Source organism: Skermania sp. ID1734, from assembly GCF_007489285.1.
Classification (GTDB): Bacteria; Actinomycetota; Actinomycetes; order Mycobacteriales; family Mycobacteriaceae; genus ID1734.
The window spans coordinates 58,746-80,537 of sequence record NZ_VLIY01000010.1; the positions used below are offsets into that span (position 1 = coordinate 58,746).

General features: G+C 64.5%; 22 protein-coding genes and 1 pseudogene. 7 read left to right on the forward strand and 16 right to left on the reverse strand.

The genetic code is table 11. The features are described 5' to 3' along the window. Positions 1-46 precede the first annotated feature (46 nt). The 6 genes and pseudogenes from FOS14_RS13755 to FOS14_RS13780 form a co-directional block, all read right to left on the reverse strand. A complete protein-coding gene (locus tag FOS14_RS13755) occupies positions 47-1,243 on the reverse strand; it encodes a TetR/AcrR family transcriptional regulator (protein WP_143771382.1) in 1,197 nt (398 codons plus the stop codon). Positions 1,244-1,286: 43 nt separating this feature from the next. Next, positions 1,287-1,953, reverse strand: a pseudogene (locus tag FOS14_RS13760) (acyl-CoA dehydrogenase family protein); the annotation flags it as partial. 16 nt (positions 1,954-1,969) lie between these two features. Next, a complete protein-coding gene (locus FOS14_RS13765; protein ID WP_143771383.1) occupies positions 1,970-2,800 on the reverse strand; it encodes an SDR family NAD(P)-dependent oxidoreductase in 831 nt (276 codons plus the stop codon). A 15-nt stretch (positions 2,801-2,815) separates the two neighbouring features. Beyond that, positions 2,816-3,226, reverse strand: a complete 411-nt coding sequence (locus tag FOS14_RS13770) for a MaoC/PaaZ C-terminal domain-containing protein (protein WP_143771384.1) — start codon at positions 3,224-3,226, stop codon at positions 2,816-2,818. Further along, positions 3,223-3,681: a MaoC family dehydratase N-terminal domain-containing protein gene (locus FOS14_RS13775; protein ID WP_143771385.1), complete on the reverse strand. Its 459-nt coding sequence runs from the start codon at positions 3,679-3,681 to the stop codon at positions 3,223-3,225. The genes FOS14_RS13770 and FOS14_RS13775 overlap by 4 nt, the downstream gene beginning before the upstream one ends. A gap of 2 nt (positions 3,682-3,683) precedes the next feature. After that, the gene (locus tag FOS14_RS13780; RefSeq protein ID WP_143771386.1) at positions 3,684-4,868 is read right to left on the reverse strand and encodes a lipid-transfer protein; all 1,185 of its coding nucleotides are present in this window, start codon (positions 4,866-4,868) and stop codon (positions 3,684-3,686) included. Positions 4,869-5,051: 183 nt separating this feature from the next. Between FOS14_RS13780 and FOS14_RS13785 the strand changes: the two genes are divergently transcribed. Genes FOS14_RS13785 through FOS14_RS13790 form a run of 3 tightly spaced genes read left to right on the forward strand, consistent with a single transcriptional unit; the run spans position 5,052 to position 6,153 of the window. Further along, positions 5,052-5,465: a thioesterase family protein gene (locus FOS14_RS13785; RefSeq protein ID WP_221936712.1), complete on the forward strand. Its 414-nt coding sequence runs from the start codon at positions 5,052-5,054 to the stop codon at positions 5,463-5,465. 47 nt (positions 5,466-5,512) lie between these two features. After that, a complete protein-coding gene (locus FOS14_RS25240; RefSeq protein WP_255450324.1) occupies positions 5,513-5,647 on the forward strand; it encodes a hypothetical protein in 135 nt (44 codons plus the stop codon). After that, positions 5,644-6,153, forward strand: coding sequence for a GNAT family N-acetyltransferase (locus tag FOS14_RS13790; RefSeq protein WP_255450325.1), 510 nt, complete (start codon positions 5,644-5,646; stop codon positions 6,151-6,153). Before FOS14_RS25240 ends, FOS14_RS13790 begins: the two co-directional genes overlap by 4 nt. Before the next feature lie 104 nt (positions 6,154-6,257). Here the strand turns inward: FOS14_RS13790 and FOS14_RS13795 are convergent, their stop codons facing one another. Next, the gene (locus FOS14_RS13795) at positions 6,258-6,890 is read right to left on the reverse strand and encodes a helix-turn-helix domain-containing protein (RefSeq protein ID WP_143771388.1); all 633 of its coding nucleotides are present in this window, start codon (positions 6,888-6,890) and stop codon (positions 6,258-6,260) included. A gap of 68 nt (positions 6,891-6,958) precedes the next feature. Here FOS14_RS13795 and FOS14_RS13800 point away from each other — a divergent pair, with 68 nt between their 5' ends. Further along, entirely contained in the window at positions 6,959-7,831 is an 873-nt protein-coding gene (locus FOS14_RS13800; RefSeq protein WP_143771389.1) for an alpha/beta fold hydrolase, read from the forward strand. Between the two features lie 42 nt (positions 7,832-7,873). On the opposite strand, the gene FOS14_RS13805 is transcribed toward FOS14_RS13800, so the two are convergent. From FOS14_RS13805 to FOS14_RS13840, 8 genes are all read right to left on the reverse strand, one after another. Beyond that, entirely contained in the window at positions 7,874-8,740 is an 867-nt protein-coding gene (locus tag FOS14_RS13805) for an alpha/beta fold hydrolase (RefSeq protein ID WP_143771390.1), read from the reverse strand. A 50-nt stretch (positions 8,741-8,790) separates the two neighbouring features. Further along, positions 8,791-9,759: an acetamidase/formamidase family protein gene (locus FOS14_RS13810; RefSeq protein WP_143771391.1), complete on the reverse strand. Its 969-nt coding sequence runs from the start codon at positions 9,757-9,759 to the stop codon at positions 8,791-8,793. Continuing rightward, the gene (locus tag FOS14_RS13815; RefSeq protein WP_143771392.1) at positions 9,756-10,076 is read right to left on the reverse strand and encodes an extradiol ring-cleavage dioxygenase; all 321 of its coding nucleotides are present in this window, start codon (positions 10,074-10,076) and stop codon (positions 9,756-9,758) included. Before FOS14_RS13815 ends, FOS14_RS13810 begins: the two co-directional genes overlap by 4 nt. Before the next feature lie 12 nt (positions 10,077-10,088). Next, positions 10,089-10,955: a hypothetical protein gene (locus FOS14_RS13820; RefSeq protein ID WP_143771393.1), complete on the reverse strand. Its 867-nt coding sequence runs from the start codon at positions 10,953-10,955 to the stop codon at positions 10,089-10,091. A 29-nt stretch (positions 10,956-10,984) separates the two neighbouring features. Beyond that, positions 10,985-12,739, reverse strand: a complete 1,755-nt coding sequence (locus tag FOS14_RS13825) for a hydantoinase B/oxoprolinase family protein (RefSeq protein ID WP_143771394.1) — start codon at positions 12,737-12,739, stop codon at positions 10,985-10,987. A 13-nt stretch (positions 12,740-12,752) separates the two neighbouring features. Next, the gene (locus FOS14_RS13830; RefSeq protein WP_143771395.1) at positions 12,753-14,846 is read right to left on the reverse strand and encodes a hydantoinase/oxoprolinase family protein; all 2,094 of its coding nucleotides are present in this window, start codon (positions 14,844-14,846) and stop codon (positions 12,753-12,755) included. A gap of 209 nt (positions 14,847-15,055) precedes the next feature. After that, positions 15,056-15,814: an IclR family transcriptional regulator gene (locus FOS14_RS13835; protein ID WP_143771396.1), complete on the reverse strand. Its 759-nt coding sequence runs from the start codon at positions 15,812-15,814 to the stop codon at positions 15,056-15,058. A 63-nt stretch (positions 15,815-15,877) separates the two neighbouring features. Continuing rightward, complete coding sequence (locus FOS14_RS13840) at positions 15,878-16,639, reverse strand: IclR family transcriptional regulator (RefSeq protein ID WP_143771397.1); 762 nt, start codon at positions 16,637-16,639, stop codon at positions 15,878-15,880. 69 nt (positions 16,640-16,708) lie between these two features. Between FOS14_RS13840 and FOS14_RS13845 the strand changes: the two genes are divergently transcribed. Genes FOS14_RS13845 through dmpG form a run of 3 tightly spaced genes read left to right on the forward strand, consistent with a single transcriptional unit; the run spans position 16,709 to position 19,514 of the window. Continuing rightward, a complete protein-coding gene (locus FOS14_RS13845; protein WP_143771398.1) occupies positions 16,709-17,533 on the forward strand; it encodes a 2-keto-4-pentenoate hydratase in 825 nt (274 codons plus the stop codon). After that, entirely contained in the window at positions 17,530-18,489 is a 960-nt protein-coding gene (locus FOS14_RS13850; RefSeq protein WP_143771399.1) for an acetaldehyde dehydrogenase (acetylating), read from the forward strand. Before FOS14_RS13845 ends, FOS14_RS13850 begins: the two co-directional genes overlap by 4 nt. Further along, on the forward strand, positions 18,486-19,514 hold the full coding sequence (gene dmpG, locus FOS14_RS13855) for a 4-hydroxy-2-oxovalerate aldolase (RefSeq protein WP_143771400.1): 1,029 nt from the start codon (positions 18,486-18,488) through the stop codon (positions 19,512-19,514). The genes FOS14_RS13850 and dmpG overlap by 4 nt, the downstream gene beginning before the upstream one ends. On the opposite strand, the gene FOS14_RS13860 is transcribed toward dmpG, so the two are convergent. After that, on the reverse strand, positions 19,477-21,750 hold the full coding sequence (locus FOS14_RS13860) for an SRPBCC family protein (RefSeq protein WP_143771401.1): 2,274 nt from the start codon (positions 21,748-21,750) through the stop codon (positions 19,477-19,479). The genes dmpG and FOS14_RS13860 overlap by 38 nt on opposite strands. Between the last annotated feature and the right edge of the window lie 42 nt (positions 21,751-21,792).

Consider the following 21,792-nt stretch of genomic DNA (forward strand, 5'->3'; position numbering starts at 1 on the left):
AGCTATTAAGTGGAAAACGGCTTGTCGCTGTATTGCCGGAAGCGGGTCAGACGTCGAGCAAGCGGCGGCAGATGAGTCCGGTGCATGCCGCGATGTTCTCGAACGAGTGCAAATGCGGGGTACTGGCGATGTCGTTCACAGTGGTCAACGCGGCCTGTACCCGTACGCGCGCATCCGTGGGGTCGTGCCCGGGATGCACCTGGCGCAGCAACGTGACCCATTCGGCGATGTAGTCGCGTTGCATCCTGCGCGCATTATCTTGCTCTTGCGGTTCGAGGTTGCCGAGTTCCGTTGTGAGTAACCGGATTACATCGGCATTCTCGAAAACGAATGCCGTGTAGCTGTACAACAAGCGTTCCAGGGCGTCGGCGGGACCGGTGGCGCGCTTCAGTTCGCGGTACATATCGCCACGAAGCATCTCGTTGCCACGCGTGATGGCCGCGGCCAGTATCTCAGCCTTGCTGCTGAAATGGTTGTAGATACTCGGCCCGGCAATTCCGACACGCTCGCCGATGTCGTCCATGCTCACCGGCGTGAATCCCTGCTCAGCGAACAGATGGATCGCAGCGTTGAGGATCGCCGCGCGCCGCGACGGCGACCACGTACCGGGTTCGGCCGCCGTCTCGCCGCGCGCGGCCAACGGCGGGATCGGCGTCGCCATCGCCGCCTGCAGCATCTGGACCAGTAGTTCGTCGCTCACCGTGAGGTTGTGGAACGACACGCTCGTGGCCACGGCCAAGAGGGCCCATGCCAGCAAGTCTGATTCGGCCGCACCCAAGCCCGACTGCTGCCGACACAACAGATCCGCGAGCTCGCCGGCGATGTCGCGGATCTGTCGGCGCAGTTCGCTTCGAGCCTCGACCGTGAGGTGGCGTGCCTCCCGCCGCCACAGCACACCGATGCGCCGATGCTCGAGCAACGTTGTCGCCAATACGGTCGCGATATCCGGTGCAGTCTCTGCAGACATTTCCGTGATTGTGGCCTGCAATGTCGCAAGTGCGCGAGCCACAACCTCACGCAGCAGATCCTGCTTGTTGTTGAAGTGTCGGTACAGCGCCGAGGGGCCGATCGCCACGGCCTCGGCAATGTCGCCGACGCCGACGTTCGGATAACCGTTGCGGTAGAACAACTCACCCGCGGCCTCGAGGATGAGTTCGCGACGGTTGGCTGGCCGCGTGCCGCGCGCCGGGCGAACCAGTCCCGACGCGGTACTCACGGCCGCGTCACCATCGAAAGTACCCATTGCGATCTGAACCTACCGCGCTGATCACATTCGGAGTGAAACCTCACAGCGATCGGGCGATGAGTTCCTTCATGACTTCATTCGGCCCCGCGTAGACCTTTTGGACGCGGGCATCGGCGTAACGCCGTGCGATCGGATATTCGAGCATGTAGCCGTAGCCACCGAACAATTGCACACACCGGTCGATGACTTCGCATTGCACATCGGTCGCGTGCGCCTTGGCCATAGACGCGACGGCCGCGTCCAATTCGCCGCGTAGGTGCGTGTCGATGCAATGGTCGACGAATACCCGAGCGGTGCGGGTGAGGATCGCGCACTGCGCCAACTCGAAGCGAGTGTTCTGCATCTCGAACAACGGGGCGCCGAAAGCCCTGCGCGCCTTGGTGTATTCGATCGTCTCAGCCAGCGCCGCCTCGGCCACGGCGATGGCGCCGTCGGAGATGATCAGCCGCTCATGGGCGAGTTGGTTCATCGCGTAGTAGAAGCCTTTGCCCTCCTCGCCGAGGAGATTTTCGACTGGTACCCGCACTCGGGTCCGTGCGCGCGACCAGCACCACGATGTCGGCATGCTTGCCGTTGGTGATGAACGTCTTTGCGCCGTTGACGATGTAGTGGTCGCCATCACGAATCGCATTGGTGCGTAATGCCTTCAAATCGGAGCCGCCGCCAGGCTCGGTCATCCCCAGCGCGCCGATGTATTCCCCACTGGCCGAATCGGCGTGCCCATCAGAAGTTGAACCCACCGCCGCAGACGAGCGTCTGAGCGCTGACGTAGTCCGATTCGGGAATGCAGAACAGATACACCGCACCCGCGGCCTCAGCCGGGGTGCCAGCACGCCCGAGCGGAATCATCTGCTCCATGGCGCTGAGCAGGTTCGGGTTCACGCCGACCTTGATTTCCTTGCCCGCCACGTCGATCGTGCCGCCACTGTCAGCGGGTGCATCAGTGAGTCGGGTCTTGATCAGTCCGAACGCGACCGTGTTGACGGTGACGTTGTAACGGCCCCATTCCTTGGCCAGCGCCTTGGTCAGGCCGGTGACGCCGGCTTTGGCCGCCGAGTAATTGACCTGTCCGGCATTGCCGCCGGTGCCGGCGAGGGAGGAAATGTTGACCACCTTGCGGCATGGCACCGGTTGGCCTGCTTCCTTTGCCTGTTTGACCAGTCCCGCGATCACCGGTTGGGCGGCACGCAGAATCCGAAACGGTGCCTTCAGATGGACGTCGAGGATGGCGTCCCACTGTTCGTCGGTCATCTTCTGGATCACCGAGTCCCATGTGTATCCCGCGTTGTTGACGACGATGTCGAGTCCGCCGAAGTTGTCCACGGCAGTGGCAACGAAGCGCTCACCGAAGTCGGCATCGGTCACCGATCCGATGCAGGCCACCGCTGTGCCGCCAGCGGCTTCGATGGCGGCGACGGTTTCCTTCGCCGGTTCGCCGTCGAGATCGTTGACCACCACCGAGGCGCCCTCGGCGGCGAGTTTGACGGCGATCTCGCGGCCGATACCACGGCCGGAACCGGAGACGATGGCAACCTTGTTGTTCAGAGTTCCCATGTGTGGCAAGTCCTTTCAGGCAGCGACCACGGCAGTGCCGGTCAGCGTGACCGTGCCGTCGGCGAGGGTGACTTTCAGGTCGAGGGTGGCACGGAGTTCCCCGTCGATCTCGTCTATCGCGGTGACTGTGCCGGTGGCGGTGGGTTTGGCATGGACCGGCGTGATGGCGCCGAAGCGCACCCCGTAGGAACGGATCGCGTCGGGTCCGACCCAGTCCGTCAACAGCCGGCCGAGGTAGGCCATCGACAACATGCCGTGCGCGAACACATCGTCGAGCCCAGCCGACTTGGCGACATCGAGATCGATGTGCATGGGGTTGTGGTCACCGGAGGCGCCGGCGAACAAAGCCAGCGTCGTCCGGGAAATCGGCGCAATCTCAAGCGGTGGCAGCGCGGTGCCGACCGACACCTCTCGCATCGCTGTCATGGGCGGACCTCCGGGTTCCGTACGACGATCACGGATGTCAGCTCCGCCACCACGCTGCCGTCGGTCCGAGTCACCGTCGACTCTTTGACGACGAATTCCAGCGCGCCACCCTTCTTGCTGTACACGTCGGTGATCCGTGGGGTGGAGGTGAGGACGTCACCGGCATGGGCCATCGAGTGGTAGCGGAACTGCTGTTCGCCATGCAGGACGTGGCGCAGGTCGATGCCGAGCTGGCCTAGCCATGCGAAGGGGTCCGGGTTTTCCAGTTCGATAGCGAACAGGAAGGTCGGCGGTACCGGCAGTGTCGGATACCCGGCGGCGCGGGCCGCGGCCTCGTCGGTGAAGACCGGGTTGGTTTCGCCGATCGCCTTGGCGAAGAACCGCAACCGCCCGGCGTCGATGGTCATCCGGCTGGCCGGCAGTGCGGTGCCGATGGCGCTGGTGTCGATTGCCATGCTCAGCCCAGCTTCTCGTACAAGGTGACGACGGCTGCGCCGCCGAGTCCGATGTTGTGCTGCAATGCGACCCGTGCACCGTCGACCTGTCGGTCGCCGGCCTGACCGCGCAGTTGCCACACCAGTTCCGTGCACTGGGCGAGACCGGTCGCACCGAGTGGATGCCCCTTCGACAACAGCCCGCCCGATGGGTTGGTCACCACCTGTCCGCCGTAGGTGTTGTCGCCGTCGGCGATGAACTTCTCGGCAGAGCCTTCCGGCGTCAGCCCGAGCGCCTCATAGGTGAGCACCTCGTTGGTGGTGAAGCAGTCGTGCAATTCCACGACCGGTATGGCAGTCGGTTCCACGCCGGAGGCCTCGTAAACCTGCGCCGCCGCAGCCTTCGACATGTCGTAACCGACGATCTTCATCATCGAGTGGTCCTCGAATGTCGAAGCCGTGTCCGTGGTCATGGCCTGCGCCCGAATCACCACGTCGGTCGAGAGTCCATGTTTGCGGGCGTAGTCCTCGCTCACCAGCACCGCCGCGGCCGCTCCACAGGTCGGCGGGCAGCATTGCAGCCGCGTCAGCGGTCCGTAGATGTGCGGTGACGCGAGGACCTCCTCGGCGGTGACCGGATCACGGAAGACCGCATACGGGTTGTTCGATGCGTGCCGGCGCGCTTTCACCGAAATCTCGGCGAACACCCTCGGGTCCGTCCCGTACCGCTCGCAGTATTCGCGCCCGGCACCGCCGAAGAATTGGGCGGCAAATGGTGCTTCACTCGGGTCTTGCAGTTCGTGTACCACCCGGTTGAAGCTGTCGAAGGGCGACGGCCGGTCCGCATAGGCCATGGCCAGCGCTCCCCGCTGCATCTGCTCGAAGCCCAGGGCCAGCACCACGTCCGCGACGCCGTACTCGACCGCTTGGCGCGCCAGATACAGCGCAGACGAGCCCGTTGAGCAGTTGTTGTTGACGTTGACCACCGGAATCCCAGGTGTGCCAACACGATACAGGGCGGCCTGTCCCGAGGTGGAATCGCCGTACACGTAGCCGACATACGCCTGCTGAACCGCGTCGTAGCCGACACCGGCGTCGGTCAGGGCTGCGCGGACCGCACGCTCGCCCATCACGTCGTACGACTCGGTCCGGCTTGGCGTGGTGAACGGAATCATCCCCACCCCGGCGACACAAACACGATGGCTCATTGGATCTCCAAACTATTGTTCCTTCACATAGGAGACCACGAGCTAAGTGAATATGCAATAGTCTGGTGGTACGAGCGCCAGCAACCGCGAACCGCGTGCAGGTAGTCGGTGCATCGATTAGGAAACATCGATGCCGACCGGCGATACGCCGTCGATGCCCGACATGGGAGGTAGTTTGGCGCCGTGACCTTTACATACCGTGCGCCTGTCCGCTACCTCGAGGTCGACCAGCAGGGTGTTGTCTTCAACATGTGGTACCTCGCCTACATGGACGAGGCGTTCGGCGAGTTCGTGGCTCACACCACGCCATGGGCGGACATCTTCGCTCTCGGCGCCGACGTACAGCTAGTGCACTCCGAGCAGGACTGGTCCGGATCGCTGCACTGGGGTGACACGGTGCATGTCGACGTCTCGCTCGAGAAGCTCGGTCGCACCTCCTTCACGATCGGATTCGCAATTCACTCAGGCGATTCCAGCCGCCGTGCGCTAACCGCAAGCACGGTTTACGTCTGCATCGCGAAAGATGGGTCCGGAAAGATGGAGCCGCCGCCAATCCTTGTCGATGCGCTGCGCTTCCAGAACGCTGCCGGGTCCTGAGCCGGCACGCTCGGCGCAGCTACCGCTAGCCTTCAATTCGCCGCCTCATGACCGTGATTCAGTACCACGGCCCGGCCCATTTCAGCGGTGCTGCCGGCAAGCACGGCGTAATCAACATGGTGGATCACCGCGACGTCGACGGGTATCGTCGTCGTTCGTGCCGAGGGGTGAACCTGCCGTGAGTTCCGACTGGACCACCCGCGCGGAAACCGCCGACGATGCCGCCGCCACGCGCCGGATCAATCTGGCCGCCTTCGATACTGCCGAAGAAGCCGACTTGGTGGAAGCACTGCGCCGCGACCCCGCCTGGATACCGCAGCTATCGGTGCTGAGCATCGGTGAGGACGGCAACCCTGCGGGCTACGCCTTGCTCACCAGGTGCCACATCGACCAGACACCCGCCCTGTGTCTGGGGCCGTGCGCAGTGCTACCCGAACGTCAAGGGGTCGGCGCGGGTTCGGCCGCGATACGCGCCGCTCTGTCGAACGCCACCGAACTCGGCGAGCACTACGTGGTGGTTCTCGGCCACCCCGGGTACTACCCGCGGTTCGGGTTTCGCCGAGCGTCCGGATTCGAAATCCGGCTTTCGATCGAAGTGCCGGACGAAGCGCTGATGGCGCTCAGCCTCGACGGCTCGCCCATGCCGTCCGGCACGGTCCGCTACGCGGCACCTTTCGGCATCAACTGACCACCCGCACGCGGCGGTACAGCACGTCGTCCTAGCGGCTAGATCCGACGCGGCTTTTTCCGGCACGACAATCACGACATTGAGAATCGCTGGAGTCCGCGGCCCTAAGACCGCTGGGCACTCAGGACGGTGCGCACTGCGGCTTCATCGCCATCTATATCGACCAGCTCGTGAACGTTGTCGAGCGTGAGCATGCCGGCGGCGAGCCCGAGGATTATCGGGGGTTCGGCCCGAACGATCGCGTCGAGTTCGCGGCCCTCGTGCGGACTCACCTCGATGCCTGCGGGCGTTGCCTGCACCTGGATCAGTTGGCCGTTGACGGATAGGCCGATGGCCGCTGACGACTCTGGGGAGATCCGTCCGGCGAAAAGGGCTGGGAGGGCGATCAGGAGCCACTCATCATGGAAGTGGTCGCCTTCGGGCCCGCGCACCATCAGTGGAGCGGACCAGCGAATCAGACCCTCGATCGGCTCGCGCAACGCCGCGCCCCACGGGGTGAGGGCGTACACGACCGTCGCACCGTCCTCAGCCAACCGTCGTTCGACCACCCCTGCTGCTTCGAGATCCCGCAACCGGTCTGTGAGCAGATTCGTCGCGACACCCGGAAGGCCTTCAATGAGCTGCCGGTAGCGGGCGGGAGCGATGAGCAACTCACGAACGATCAGCAGATTCCATCGATCACCCACCACCTCGAGGGCTCTGGCAAGTCCGCAGTACTGACGGTAATTTCGACCCATTTCGACCATCCACTTGATAATTTAAAGCGCGCTTGATTATATCAAGTACAACCGAAGAAGGATGGTCTATGACAGCCACAGTCAGGCCCGACTGGGTCGATGATGAATTGTTCCCGTTCGAGAGTCGGTTCATCAGCATCAACGGTCACACTGTCCACTACGTGGATGAAGGATCAGGGCCCATCCTGCTGTTCCTGCACGGCAACCCGACTTGGTCGTTCGACTACAGCCAGGTCATCCAGTCACTGCGGCACGAATTTCGTTGCGTCGCAGTGGACTATCCCGGATTCGGGCTGTCGGTGGCGGCGTCGGGGTACCGGTACCTGCCCGCCGAACATGCCCAGGTGATCGGTTCGTTCGTGAAAGAACTTGCGCTGAGGGAAATTACGCTGGTCGCTCATGACTGGGGCGGCCCGATTGGGCTGGCAACCGTGCAACGCCATCCCCAGGCCTTTGACCGGCTGGTTTTGACCAACACGTGGGCATGGCCGGTGGGCACTCCGCTGGTGCAAATCATGTCCCATGCGATGGGCAGCGCGATCGGTCGCCTGCTGATTCGTCAACTCAACCTCTTCGTCGACGTCATGGTCCCGCTCGGTCACCGCTTGACCAAGCCCACCGACGAGCAGATGTCCCACTACCAAAAGGCCCTCGACACTCCCGCGCGGCGAGAGGCCTCGGCTGTATTCCCCCGTGAAATTACCGCCAGCCGCCGCTTTCTCACCGACGTCGAAGCGGGTTTGACTGGCATTGCGGCACTTCCGACGCTGATCATCTGGGGAGATTCCGACTTCGCGTTCGGCAGCAGCGAATTGCGGCGGTGGGAGCAGACCTTTGCCGATCATCAGACCGTCATCGTCAAAGGTGCCGGCCACTTCGTCCCCTCCGATGCGCCCGAACAATTCGCCGCAGCGATCCGCAACTGGAACGCACAGCACTAGTCGTATCCGCCTAAGCCCGGCGGGGTGACCTCCAAGCACGGGTCAGGAGGTAACCCCATGCCTCGAGAGATACTGCCGAAGCACGTCGTTGAATTCGTCGGCGCGTTCGATTTGGGACCAGTGACCGCATTGACTGAAGATGTGGGCGTCTGCAGTCGGGATCGTGTGCAGTAGCTCCAGTGTGCGCGAGACGGGAATGACCACGTCCTGCATGCCATGTATCAGCAGGACCGGGATTTCGAGCGTGGCCAAGGCATCCAGGTTCAGCGGCAGCGCGTCGCGGTCTCGATCGCGGGCCGCGACGACCTTGACGAGCCTGTCGGCCGCGGTGTCGTTCAGGGCGGCTCGATAGCGAAGGCGCACTAGCTCGTCGGTGATGAGCGAGGTATCCACTACGAACTGCTCGAGGGTGCGGCGGATGCCGGCCTCGGACAGTTCGGGCCGGGAATGACCGGCCAACGCAGCGGTTTTCTTCGCTCCCCCGGTGCCCATCGACACGATGCCCAGCAGACGTTCCGGAAAATCGATGGCGAACTGCATGGCCACCCAGCCGCCGATGGAATTGCCCACAAGCCAGGTCTTTTCGATATCGAGGGCGTCCAGCACCCGCACCGCGTGCCGGACCCATTCCCGGATGCCGTATTCGGTGCCTGGTGCCACGACCGTCTGTCCGTAGCCGATGGAGTCGATCGCGATGCAGCGACCCTGTTCGGCAATGCTGGGCAAATTCAGCCACCAGTTCGCCGCTGCAGTTACGCCGGTGCCGGAGCCGTGTAGGAACAGGATCGGGGTGCCCGCGCCCAGCTCGTGATAGTGAGTGAGCTCGCCGTCGGCGGTCGGCAGCCACTTGTCCTCGAGACCGAAGAAGGCGTCGGTCCGGTAGTCCGGGATGTGCAGAGTTGTTGCCATTTAAGAATCCTTTTCGGTGGAATGCGGTCTATGGCGGCTCGGGTCGATGGTCAACGGTGGCGGGTGAATTTCTCGATGACCGTGTGGACCCCGACGATGTTGTTCACCAGCTGCGTCACGCGGACATCCGCCGCGATGGAGCACAGGCTGTAGGCTTCATCGGCGCTGAGGCCTTCGTCCGTCAGCCAATTCACCAAGTCGTCCACCGCGTCGTGCGCGGCGTCCTCGAGAGTTGCTCCGAACCCGGTGGAGATGAAGTGGTGCGCGGTCTCAACGCGGGGGGTGCGCAACCCAGCGGCCGGCTCCACCGCGAACCGCAGCCGCACATGGTCCATGCCGGTCTCGATGGCGGTTTGGTTCACTTCACCGTCGCCCTGAACCGCGTGTCCGTCGCCGCAGTAGAATCCAGCGCCGTCCCTGAACACCGGCAATTTCAGACGAGCGCCGACCACCAGTTCGGACAGGTCCATGTTGCCGCCGAACGGTCCGGGTTCCACGGTGCTGCGGGGACCGTCGTCGGCGGGGGCCACGCCCATGATTCCCAGGAATGGCTTCAGCGGGACGGTCACGCTACCGCCGATGGTGGTGGTCATTGATCTGCGATCCAGCATGAAGTGGCGGATCCTGCCGTCGGGGAACCGGTTGCGCAGCACTCCGCGTCCACGAGGATGGGCCACCACCAGGTTGAATCCGTATGCGGCAGGCACAAGTTCGAGGACATCGACCACCAGTGCATCACCTGGACGGGCACCGCGCACGTGGATGGGTCCGGTAATCGAGTGCGGGCCGAGTGCGTCGGGGAATCGCTGACGCAGACTGGGAAAATCCGTCATAACCGTCTCCGGCGTGACCTGGTTGCCCCAATGGCCCCACGTAGACAGGATGACCTCGTCGCCGGAGTCCACCGAGAGCACCGGCGCGGCGGCGGGATCGATGACTCCCACCCGGACCGTCTGCGGCTCCGCAGGCAAATGGTGAACGGTTGCCGTGGACACCTGCACGGCTGCCTCCTGCATCATCGCTGGCTCGTTGCGGATCCGGCCGGCGCCTGACGGATCGACGCCAGCAACATTTGGACCGCGCTGGTGGCACCGGACTTGTTGTTTGCAAACAGGATTCGCGCGAACTGTGCTCCCAGGTAGGGATGAAATCCGAGGTCGTAGAGGGCGCGGAAGTCCCGTTGCTCGATGGCCGTACGCTCTGCCGGCGTCAGGTCATAGCGGTCGAGGACGCCAGCCTGATCCTGCTCGAATTCGTGGCGCAGGTCGGCATTCCACTTGAGGTCCTGCACCAGATCGTGGGACACCAAGGCTCGGTTGATGTTTTCCAGACTCATGACGTGTTTCTCCTAGTGCCCAGCCGGTGCGGATGTCATGTCCCAACTGACGGCCCCGATGCCGCAGCGCCACTGGTCCCAGGCGGTGTAGCCGAGTACGTTGCAGAACCGCTCGCCGATGGCACCCATGACCAGAATCCAGCTGAGCAGTTCCCCGGTCCCGCCTATGCCGGCCTCATCGAGGCGTTGCGGGGTGATCTCGGTGAGGACCTTGTCGTGATCGCCGTTGGCAAGCAGGTCGAGGAACCACTGGTCGAATTCCTCGTCGATCCAGAAGTCCCGTACGCCGCCGGGTTCATGGCTCATGCCGCCGGTGGCGAACAGTCCTACCCGCAGGTCATCGGGCAGGTCGTGCTCGATGACGTCCGCGAACTGCTGCCCGATCTCGTAGCAGCGGTGCTGATCGGGGAAAGGCGGAACCGTCAAGTTCTGCAGGATTGGGATGATCGCCACACCGCTGGCTTCGATCTCGGTCTTGACCACAGGAACGGAAATGTTGTCGTCGAAGTTGAGGTTCTCCCGCGTCGCGGTGACGTGGGTGCCCCGCTGGCTGAGGCCGTTGACAACCTTCTCCGCGATGTCGGGACGCCCGGGAATGGTGTATTCGCCGCAACCCAGCCAGTCCTTGAAAAACTCGGCCGGCCCACGGTGCTCGGGCGCCATTCCGATCACGAAATCGGGGTACGACCGAATCCGATTGTTGGCCATATGGTCATTGGCCACCATGATGATCACATCGAGGTCGGCCTCGCGGATTTGTTTCGCAATAGTGCCGTAGGCGGATGAAACGATCTGCTGCGATTCTTTCGGGGCTTGATCGAACATGCCGATCAGGCCCGGCGCGTGGCTCGCGGCCACCGCAAAGACGATTTTGGCCATGGTGAAACTCCTCGGGTATTAGCGGAATGTCAGCGAGTGCCCGCACGCAGCGTTGCGGTTTCGGCCCCGCGGATTTCGAAAGTGTCCGGGTCGATGTCGACGCCGTAGACCGCGCGCGCGGCGTCGAGGGACACCACACCTTCGCGCACGTCGCGCAGCACCAGCTCGGCGTCGCGCAGATGAGGGTCGCCGAATCCGCCGCCGCCGCTGGCCACGACCTCGAAGACGTCGCCCTCGTTCAGCGTGTAGAAGGAGTTGGTGTCGATCTGCTCCGGTTCGGCGCCCGGTCGGGTCAGGGTCAGCGTCTGCACGATGCCGGGTTGGCCGCCGAGAAGTCCCACCGGAGCGGTCTCCGGCCGGAACCCACTGCCGTATGTGGCGCAGGCGATGTCATTGGCCTGCACGCGCCAGCGGTAGCGCACGCCCAGTCCCCCACGCCACTGGCCACCGCCGGCACTGTCGGGAAGGTATTCGAGTTCCTCGAGCAGGTACGGCGTGTCCAGCTCGTGAAGTTCAGGGTCCGGGGTACGCAGACCGCCCAAGGTGTTCGCCGGTGACAGGTGGTCCCAGCCGTCGAATCCCTCGGTCGCGCCGCTGCCGCCCTTGCCCAAGAAATGCAAATCGCCGAACGCCCGCCCGGTGCGGGGGTTCATCCCCATCGTGGCCGGGGTGCACCAGCGTGCCCACCCGGCGTGGGCGCGGCTCGGAACGGCCTTGGCCATGGCCATCCACACTGTCGCGGCGATCGCTTCGCACGTGGGAACCGTGCAGGCAGCCACCGGTGCCGGGGCGTCGGGATTGACGATGGACCCCTTGGGGGCAACGATCTCGAGCGGCTCGATCGCACCGCTGTTGTAGCGAATGTCGGGGTCGATGGAGCCGAACAGCGCAAGGTGAGCCGAGGCCACCGTGTTGGCGATCGGGCTGTTGATAAACCCTTGGGCCTGCGGGTCGCTGGCGCTGAAATCGAAGGTGAGCTTTTCGCCGTCGACCTTGATGGTCACCGCGACTCGGTAGGGCCGATCCCGGTCGATACCATCGTTGTCGATCAAGGTCTCGGCGCTGTATTCCCCGTCGGGAATGGTGGCGATTTCGGCGCGAACCTGGCGAGCGCTGGCGCGCATCAGTTCGTCGGTGGCCGCCCGAACCGTTTGGGTGCCATACTTTTTCAGCAATGCGTGCAGCCGACGCTCGCCGATGGCGGTGGCACCGATCTGGCAGTTCAGCACGCTCTCGACCAGCGACCGCATGCGGACGTTGCTGAGGATGAGTTCCCAAGCGTCCTTGCGCAGTGTGCCGCGGTCGATGATGCGGACCGGTGGAATGCGAACGCCCTCTTCCTGAACATCGCGGGCACCGGGATTGAACCCGACCACACCCCCGCCGCCGACATCGGCGTTGTGTCCCTTGGTCATTGCCCAGAAGACGAGTTCGCCGTCGAAGAAGACCGGTCGGGTGATGGTGATGTCGGGCAGGTGGGAGCCGCCGTTGAAGGGGTCGTTGTGGATGAAGACGTCACCGTCATGAATGTCGTCGCCGAAGAATTCTGCGATGGCGCGCTGGGCAAACGGCGTGGCACCGCCGATCACCGGAATGTAGTGGGTCTGGGCCACGAGCTGGCAATCCGCACCGAAGATGGAGGTGGCGAAGTCACGTGCCTCCACGAAGATCGGTGAGCGCGACGTGCGCAGCATGGTCTGGCCGATCTCGCGCGTGATTCCGTCCAGGGCGTTGCCGATCACCGCGACGAGGATGGGATCGGATTTAGTTGGTATCTGGGTCATTTCGGATTTCCTTTCAGTCCGCTGCGCGGGCCGGTTCGATGACGTAGGTGCCCTGGGCGTCCACTGTCAGGGTGTAGCCCTCGATGAGGACGACGGTCGTGGTCGGCTGCTCGATGACCGCGGGGCCGAAGACGCGGTTGTCCCGTCGAAGCTCGAGACCGTCGTAGACATCCACCTGAATCTCCGAGCCGGAGAAGATGGCTTCGCGGGTGCCCTTGTGGGCCGCGGACGGATCCTGGCCGGCCGACGGGTCTTCGGCGAGGGCGGGCTTGGTGGTCCGACCGAACGCGGTCAAGCGCACGTTGATCAACTCGGTGGCCTCCCCCGGCATCGAGTAGCCGTTGAGCGACTCGTGCTTTTCCTCGAAATCGGCAACGAGCTGCTTGAGCGCCGCAGGCGTGAGTTCGCCGTCGAACTCCAGCGGCACTTCGATCTCATCGAATTGGCCCACGTAGCGCACATCGGCGGTGAAGATCAGATCGATCGCGTCCGGGTCTACATTTTCCGAGCGCAACGTGACAATTGCTTCGTCCCGCATCTCCCGATACACCGCGCTGACCCGGCTCAGATCCAGCGAATCCATGTCGGAGACAAAGGTTCTCGCATACATGTGCTTGAGGTCGGTCAGCAGCGTTCCGACAGCGCAGAACACCGACGACTCGCGGGGGACGATGATGCGGCTGATGCCGAGTTCCTGGGCGATCGGCACGGCGTGGATCGGTCCGGCGCCACCGGCTACCACCAGCGTGAATTCGCGGGGGTCGACACCGCGCTTGACCGAGACTGCATTGACGGCCTCGGCCATGGTGGCGTTGACCACCCGGTAAATGCCTTCGACCGCTTCGGTGACCGACAGGCCCAACGGTTCGGCAACCTTCTCCTCGACTGCCTTGCGGGCGGCGTCGACGTCGAGGGTGAATGCGCCATCGCCGAACAGGTCTGGGTTCAGGTAGCCCATGAGTAGTTCGGCGTCGGTGGTGGTGGGGTTCTGCCCACCCCGGCCGTAGCAGGCGGGACCGGGTGTGGCGGTGGCGCTTTGGGGTCCGACGCGCAGGATGCCGCCGGAGTCCACCCACACCAGAGAACCCCCGCCCGCACCCACGGTGTGGATGTCGAGCATCGGCAGGGCCACCCGATAGCCGCCGATCTCGCTGTCGCTGGTGAGCAGTGGTTTGCCATCGCGGACGAGTGCCACATCGAAGCTGGTGCCGCCCATGTCCACGGTGATGACATCCTCCGAACCGTGGCGGCGGGCGTACTGCAGGGCTGCTTCCGGTGCGGCAGCCGGTCCGGACATCAGCGCGTTGACGGCCATCTCGCTGGCGATTTCGGGCGACATCACCCCGCCGTTGGACTGCACGATGAGCAAGGTGCCGCCGAAGCCGCGGTCGGCCAACTGCCGTTTGATGTTGGCCAGGTACTTCTGCAACTTCGGGCCGACAAACGCATTCAGCACCGTTGTGCTGTGCCGCTCGTAGGCGCGAATCTGCGGCAGCACGTCGCTCGAAATCGTGACGAAGGCGTCCGGGAGCTCTTCGCGCAGAATTTCCGCGGTCCGTTGCTCGTGAGCAGGATCTAGGAAGGACCACAGGTAGGAGATCGCCACGGCGTCGACGCCTTGGTCCCGGAACAGCTGGGCAGCCGCTCGGACGTCATCCTCATTCAGCGTGACGAGCTCATTGCCCAACACGTCGATACGTTCGCGCACGGTGGCCACGAGGTCGCGGGGCACGAGGGGAACGGGCGGGGCGTACTTCGAGTCGTTCTGGCGGTCCCGGATCCCGCGGCGCATGTTCAGCAGATCCCGGAATCCGCGCGTCGTGACGAAGCCGGTCTTCGCGCCTTGGCGGGTGAGGACGGCGTTGGTCGCGATCGTCGTGCCGTGCACGATCGCGGACACGCCGCTGAGGAACTCTTCCAGCGATTCGCCGACAGCGTCCGCCGCCTTGGTCAATCCGTTCAGCAAACCGACCGACGGGTCGTGTGGCGTGGTGGGCGACTTGTAGATCCGCCCCTGCCCGTCCCCCTCGACCACGAAGAGATCGGTAAAGGTGCCCCCGATATCTATCCCGACCCGTCGACCGGTCGTGTTGCTTGTATTAACCATCGAGACTCTCCGTAAATGATCGGCGTGGACATTTTTCAGGCATGACGAATAACCGTGGGCGCAATAAGCGACGAATTTGAGGGAAAATCAATCGAGCGGTGAGTGGAATTTTCGGTTGAAATCTCTCTGCGAAAAAATGTAACCGGCCTCACAAGACGGCCGCAACGGTCCCGTTCGGCTGAGCCGAACAACGGGTGCGCTCGGGACGCCTAGCGCTGGTCGAGACCGAAATCCTTCGGGCGAGACAGGCGTTGGGCGGCGTCGACAATCGCCTGGGCGTAGGTATCGCCGTGCGTGAGCTGGCGATATTCGAGAAAGCTCATGCTCAAGGCCCACGTCACATCGCCGTCGGCATTGCGGACCGGCGCAGCGACACAGCACATGCCCTCGACCGTCTCCTCCACGTCGAGGCCATAGCCACGCTCGCGGACGATGGCCAGTTCCGACTCCAACACGGGCAGCGATCCGATGGAATGCTCGGTCAGCCGGGCCATTTCTTTGCCGGCATATATGTTGCGCACTTCGCCGGGCGGTAGATGGCTCAACAGAACCTTGCCGGCCGCGGTGCAGTGCGCCGGCAGTCGCTCGCCCACCCGAGTCAGGTTGACGTGCACGCCGGTGCGAGGAGAAATCTTCTCCAGATAGACCACCTCGTTGCGGTAACGCGAAACCAGTTGAACGGTCTCGTTGTACGTCTCGACGAGCTTGGCCATTTCCACGCGGGCAGGGCCGGAGATCTCCGATGTCATGCGGGCCCGCAGTCCCCACTGAAACGCCCGCCACCCCAGCCGGTACCGGCCTCGTGTGGTACGCCGCAGCAGCCCTAGCCCCGTCATAGCCTGCATGTATTCCCACACTGTGGTTTTCGGCAGCTGCAACGCGCGGCAGACCTCAGTGACGCTCCACTCGGGAACATCGGAGCAAAAAAGATCCAGGACCTGCGTGGCCCGTTCCAGTCCGTCGATCACTGCGCAGCCCTCCCGAGCATGCGGTGGACGATACTCGCCGGGACGCTGCGGGGTCCTTACCTTTCAGCGGAGCCGTTCGCGGCGGACCAACGTGCTGCTCAGGCCGGTCGCCGCGGCTCGCACAGTGGCGGCATTGGCCTCCGGCCGGAATCGGTTCGTGGGACCGGTCACGCTTATCGCCGCAAGCAGTTGCGCTTCGGGCCCGAAGACCGGGGCGGCCACGCAGGCGATGCCCAGCGCGGACTCTTCGCGTTCATAGGCCACGCCGGTCTTGACGACCTGGGAAAGTTGGCGCCGCAGCATCCCCGGCGCCACCACCGTGTGCGGGGTGCGGCGGACCAGCGGCCCCGACAGCACCTCCCGGCGCAGTTGCGGGTCGGCATTCGCGAGCAATGCCTTGCCAATGCCGGTGCAGTACAGCGGCATTCGACCTCCCGCCCGCGACGGCGACTTCGCCTGCCGGTGGCCGCCGAGCTTGGCCACATACACCACGTCGTGGCCTTCCAGCACGCCCAGATGCACCGTCTCGTGGGTGCGTTCGTAGATGTCTTGCAGGAACGGCATGGCCAGCTCGAGCAGTCCGCGTTCGAGCGATGCCATCATGCCCAGCTCGAACAGCCCGCCGCTGAGGCGGTAACCGCTCCCAGTGCGGTCGAGCAGCCGATTGGCGACGAGCTCGCCAGCGAGCCGGTGCACTGTCGCTTTGTGTAGCCCGGTTCGCCGAACCAGCTCCGCGAGTCCGAGCACCTGATCGTCGGGGCGAAACGCGCGCAGGATGGTCACCGCCTTACCCAGCACGGTGTCGAGGTCGGCCGCGTCGCTCACCCGGCGATCGTATCGCTGAGTGAGACACTGCCCTGTTCTTCGGCTGCGCCTACCCGCACAGTGAATGCCATGACCGAATCCACCACCTTCGCAGTGGCCTCCGAAACCGACATCGTGGCGGCCGCAGACCGACTCGCCAACGCCGCGGCAACCGGCGTCCCGTGTGCACCGGTACGGGACCTGATCGGCTCAGAGAATCTCGCCGCCGCATATGCCGTGCAGCGTCACCTCGTCACGCGACGCGAAAATTCCGGCGCGTCCGTGGTTGGGCGCAAGGTTGGGCTCACGTCGGTGGCGGTACAACGCCAACTCGGCGTCGACCAGCCAGATCTCGGAGTGCTTTTCGACGATATGGCCTACGCCGACGGCGACACGGTGCCGATCGGGACGCTGCTGCAGCCCAAGGTCGAGGCGGAAGTCGCGTTCGTGCTCGGCGCCGATCTCGTCGACGGGCCATTGGATGCAGCCCAAGTGCGGGACGCGATCGACTCCGTCGTTGCCGCGCTGGAAATTTGCGACAGCCGCATCGCGTCATGGGATATCCGCTTCGCCGACACCGTGGCCGACAACGCGTCGTCGGGCGCGTATGTCCTTGGCTCGCAGCATTTTACGTTGGACGACGTCGAGCCCGTCGACGTTGTCATGTCGATGAGTATCGACGGGCAAGAGGTGTCCACCGGCACGGGGGCAGCATGTCTGGGTGATCCGATCGCGGCGGTGGTGTGGCTTGCCCGGACTGCCCGCGACTTCGGGCAGCCGCTACGAGCGGGTCAGGTGGTGCTGTCCGGGGCGTTGGGCCCCATGGCATCTGCCGCGGCCGGTAACCACGTCACGGCCACCCTGTCCGGGCTCGGCACGGTGAGTGTCCGCTTCGCTGAAGGAGTTCAGAAATGACCAGCACAGGAACCAACAAGGTGAAGGTCGCGATCATCGGATCCGGCAACATCGGCACCGACCTGATGATCAAGGTGTTGCGCAACTCGGAGTACCTGGAAATGGGCGCCATGGTGGGCATCGACCCCGCATCCGACGGCCTGGCGCGAGCTAGCAGGCTCGGGGTGCCGACGACCGCCGACGGCGTCGAAGGACTGATCGCGATGGCGGGATTCGACGAGATCGAGATCGTCTTCGATGCCACCTCGGCCAAGGCCCACATCGCCAACGACGCCCGGTTGCGGCCCCTCGGCAAGCGGTTGATCGATCTGACCCCGGCGGCGATCGGGCCCTACGTCGTTCCCGCGGTCAATGCCGACGACCACCTCGATGCGCCCAACGTCAACATGGTGACCTGCGGCGGACAGGCCACTATCCCCATAGTTGCCGCGGTGGCGCGGGTGGTTCCGGTCGCCTACGCCGAGATCGTCGCATCGATCGCGTCGAAGTCGGCCGGGCCCGGTACGCGCGCCAACATCGACGAGTTCACCGAAACCACTTCCCAGGCAATCGTTTCCGTGGGCGGCGCCCGCCGCGGCAAGGCGATCATCATCCTCAACCCCGCCGAACCCCCGCTGGTCATGCGCGACACAGTGTTCTGTCTGGTCAATGCCCCCGATCCGGGTATGCACGACGAGATCCGCAGGTCTGTGGAGAAGATGGTCGCCGACGTCGCCGCCTACGTTCCGGGCTACCGGCTCAAGCAGCAGGTTCAGATCGCCGAGATTCCCGCCGACCAACCGATCGAGACGCTGCTCGCCGACCCGCACCGACCCACCCACCAAGTCTCGGTGTTCCTCGAGGTCGAGGGCGCCGCGCACTACCTACCCGCCTACGCCGGCAACCTCGACATCATGACCTCTGCTGGACTGCAGGTCGCCGAGCGAATCGCCGCGCTGAACGGAGTTTCCCGATGAGCCAGCCAACCCTGTACATCCAGGACGTCACCCTGCGCGACGGCATGCACGCGGTCCGGCACCGGATCACCCCAACCGATGTCCGACGGATCGTGACCGCGCTCGACGCCGCCGGCGTGGACGCGATCGAGGTCGCCCACGGCGACGGACTGTCCGGCGGGTCGGCGAACTACGGGCCGGGCTCCCACACCGACTGGGAATGGATCGAGGCCGCCGCCGACGTGCTCGAACGCGCCCGGCTCACTACGCTGCTGCTGCCCGGTGTCGGCACCGTGCACGACCTGCACCGCGCCTACGACCTCGGAGTCCGGTCGGTCCGAGTGGCCACACATTGCACCGAGGCCGACGTCTCCGCCCAGCACATCGCCACCGCCCGCGAGATCGGCATGGACGTCTCGGGTTTCCTGATGATGAGCCACATGGCACCGGCCGACGAGCTGGCCAAACAGGCCAAGCTGATGGAATCCTATGGCGCACACTGTGTCTACGTCACCGACTCCGGCGGTCGGCTCACCATGTCCGGCGTCGCCGAGCGGGTGCGCGCCTACCGCGACCTTCTCGATGCGGGTACCGAGATCGGCATCCACGCGCACGAGAACCTGTCCCTGTCTGTCGCGAATTCCGTTGTCGCCGTGGAAAACGGAGTGACCCGCGTGGACGCGTCGCTGGCCGGTCACGGCGCCGGCGCTGGCAATTGCCCGATCGAGGCCTTCATCGCCGTGGCCGACCTGTATGGATTCAAGCACGGCTGCAACGTCTTTGCGCTGCAGGATGCTGCGGACGACATTGTCCGGCCGCTGCAGGACCGTCCGGTCCGGGTTGACCGAGAGACGTTGACGCTCGGCTATGCCGGGGTGTACTCGAGCTTCCTGCGTCATGCCGAGGCGGCATCGCAGCGCTACGGCATCGATGTGCGCACACTGCTCATGGAGGCCGGACGTCGCAGGCTCGTCGGCGGCCAAGAAGACATGATCGTCGACATCGCACTTACTTTGGCCGCCGAGCGCGAGACACAGCCAGTCTGAAGCTGTCGTCGTCGATGGTGATCTTGTTCGGGCCATCGACGGTGATTCGACAACCCAGCAGGTCGCCGGTAGCGATCGCGTCGACCAGGTCAGCGTCGGTGATACGCAACAAGATGCGCGCCCCCTGTGCGTGAATCTTCACCGCGGACGGTGAAAATTCACGCACGGCGGGAGTGAGTGCGCTGATGATGGCAGCCTGGGGCTGGCCGTCACGCCGGTAGGGCACGGTGTAGGAATCAACGATCGCCGGCCCGGTGTAGTCGATGAGCACGCGCCGCGGCGTCGGGCGTTGCATCCGCATACCGGCGTCGATCTGCTTGTACGGCTTGGCAGGTGGCGTGGCCGAATAGATGCCCAGTGCGTTCTTGGTGAGGTACCAGCCGACGGCGGTGGACAGTCCGTAACTTTCTGGTTCGGCGCGTAGCAGCGGCACCAGGGTGGCCACCGCGTGGCTGGTGTAGTTGTTGCCCGGACCGCCCGCGAAGGTGAGGCCGCCGGTCACCGTCAACGGCCGGTCGGGGTTGCCGATCGGCAGACCGAGCGCGTCCGCCGCAATTTGCACCGCTGATGGGAAACAGGAGTACAGGTCCACGTGTGCGATCTGGTCGATGGTCAGTCCGAGGTGTTGCAGAGCCGCTGACCCCATGGCACGGATGGCCGGTGAGTCGCCGAGATCGGCGCGCTCGGATACATACCACTGCTCCTCGGCGTGGGCGCTGACATGGACGAACACCCATTTGTCTTGCGGGACTCCAGCTTCGGTGGCTGCCGCGGCGCTGCACAGGATCAGCCCGCTGGCCTGGTTCACCTGGAGATTGGCGGTCAGCAGCTTCACATAGGGAGCGCTGATGGGTCGGTTGTCCTCTCCGGCGGTGGCCAACTGTTCAGCGCTGAAGGTCTGCGGTAGCCATGCATACGGGTTGGCTGCAGCAACGTGGGAGAACTGCGACCACACGTCGGTGATCTCGGCCAGGTGGGTGGCCGGGTCAGCGCCTTTGCGGTGACGCACGGCGTTCTCGAGCAGTGCGTATACGAAAATCGGCGCGATCAGTCCCACTGCGCTTTCCGCGTCGTTGTGTGGACCGGTGTCGTTGCCCAGCACCCGGGTGGGGGCACCGCTGCCATGCGACCACGGCAGCTCGTCCCCGCGCTTCTCGGCCGCCGCGACAATGCCGCCGGACTCGGCCCCGCCCAGGAGCGCGATCTCAACCAGGCCATTGGCGATGTCGGCGGCGGCGTCATTGATGAGCCGCTGTGAGCCGTCACCACCGAACTGCGTTGTCTGCACCGTTTCCTGCGGTGCGGCGCCAACCTTTTCGGCGATGACCGCCGCGCCGTCGGCGTAGCGCCAGGACACGCTGGCGACGAAACGCACCGAATCCGCGTCGCTCAGCAGCGACGGAACTCCCGCATCAGCCGCCGCGAGTCGCAGCGCCTGCGCGGCCAGGGAGGCCGGGTCCTTTCCGGTGGACGTCGTGTTGTCGCGGTCGACCAGTTGGCCGACGCCGACTATCACGGGCGTCCACGCATCGATGTCAACTCCGGTGCGCTGGTAGCGGATAGGAGCGGGCTTTGCCCGGCGCGGTTGCCGGACTGTGGGAACGGGCTTGGCTGTCGCCGAATGCGCTTCGCCACTTCCGGTTTCGGCCAGCGCGGCGAGTTTCTGCAGCGACTGCTGCATCGCCTCACCGAGGCTGCGTGCCACCACTGAACCCATGGGCCCCTTCAACACATCGCCCTCAACGCCGCCATCGATCCGAACGACCGTGCCGGAACTGGCAGCAGCTATCGACAGATAGCAGCCAACGGTCGTGCCCATGGGCCCGTCGGCCTCCATCCACAGCACCGTCGGCTCATCGACCCGGGTCACCGTCCACCGAACTTCGCTGGGCACGCCCATGAGCACGACTCGCTGCCCGAACGCGACGCCCTCGGCGAGTTCGGCGGGCGGGTGCCCGGACCAGGCCGAGTGGATGACGAGCCAGTCCGGTATTCGCTTGGGGTCACCGAGGATCGCGAAAACCTTCTCTGGGCTCGCGGCGGTCTGGACCATGGCGGTGGCCGGATGCGCCAGTCGACGCGGCGGTTCCACTACCGGCGCAACCGTTGGGATCGCCGCGGCCGGCCGCAGGCGCGCTGACAGGTCTGATCCGATCGCCCGTGCAACAGCCCAGCCGGTGCGAAGGGTGGTGAGCCGCTTACGCAGGCGCAATGCCGACAAGATCCGAGCGGCCATCGATAACTCCTGACGACGAAGCAAGATGGGACAACATCAGGG

Coding starts and splice junctions, on each gene's coding strand:
- FOS14_RS13820 (WP_143771393.1), bottom strand. CDS start 10,955: ATGGCCAAAATCGTCTTTGCGGTGGCCGCGAGCCACGCGCCGGGCCTG.
- FOS14_RS25240 (WP_255450324.1), top strand. CDS start 5,513: ATGACCGTGATTCAGTACCACGGCCCGGCCCATTTCAGCGGTGCTGCC.
- FOS14_RS13755 (WP_143771382.1), bottom strand. CDS start 1,243: ATGGGTACTTTCGATGGTGACGCGGCCGTGAGTACCGCGTCGGGACTG.
- FOS14_RS13800 (WP_143771389.1), top strand. CDS start 6,959: ATGACAGCCACAGTCAGGCCCGACTGGGTCGATGATGAATTGTTCCCG.
- FOS14_RS13850 (WP_143771399.1), top strand. CDS start 17,530: ATGACCAGCACAGGAACCAACAAGGTGAAGGTCGCGATCATCGGATCC.
- FOS14_RS13825 (WP_143771394.1), bottom strand. CDS start 12,739: ATGACCCAGATACCAACTAAATCCGATCCCATCCTCGTCGCGGTGATC.
- FOS14_RS13805 (WP_143771390.1), bottom strand. CDS start 8,740: ATGGCAACAACTCTGCACATCCCGGACTACCGGACCGACGCCTTCTTC.
- FOS14_RS13830 (WP_143771395.1), bottom strand. CDS start 14,846: ATGGTTAATACAAGCAACACGACCGGTCGACGGGTCGGGATAGATATC.
- FOS14_RS13815 (WP_143771392.1), bottom strand. CDS start 10,076: ATGAGTCTGGAAAACATCAACCGAGCCTTGGTGTCCCACGATCTGGTG.
- FOS14_RS13765 (WP_143771383.1), bottom strand. CDS start 2,800: ATGGGAACTCTGAACAACAAGGTTGCCATCGTCTCCGGTTCCGGCCGT.
- FOS14_RS13860 (WP_143771401.1), bottom strand. CDS start 21,750: ATGGCCGCTCGGATCTTGTCGGCATTGCGCCTGCGTAAGCGGCTCACC.
- FOS14_RS13810 (WP_143771391.1), bottom strand. CDS start 9,759: ATGATGCAGGAGGCAGCCGTGCAGGTGTCCACGGCAACCGTTCACCAT.
- FOS14_RS13780 (WP_143771386.1), bottom strand. CDS start 4,868: ATGAGCCATCGTGTTTGTGTCGCCGGGGTGGGGATGATTCCGTTCACC.
- FOS14_RS13775 (WP_143771385.1), bottom strand. CDS start 3,681: ATGGCAATCGACACCAGCGCCATCGGCACCGCACTGCCGGCCAGCCGG.
- FOS14_RS13770 (WP_143771384.1), bottom strand. CDS start 3,226: ATGACAGCGATGCGAGAGGTGTCGGTCGGCACCGCGCTGCCACCGCTT.
- dmpG (WP_143771400.1), top strand. CDS start 18,486: ATGAGCCAGCCAACCCTGTACATCCAGGACGTCACCCTGCGCGACGGC.
- FOS14_RS13845 (WP_143771398.1), top strand. CDS start 16,709: ATGACCGAATCCACCACCTTCGCAGTGGCCTCCGAAACCGACATCGTG.
- FOS14_RS13795 (WP_143771388.1), bottom strand. CDS start 6,890: ATGGGTCGAAATTACCGTCAGTACTGCGGACTTGCCAGAGCCCTCGAG.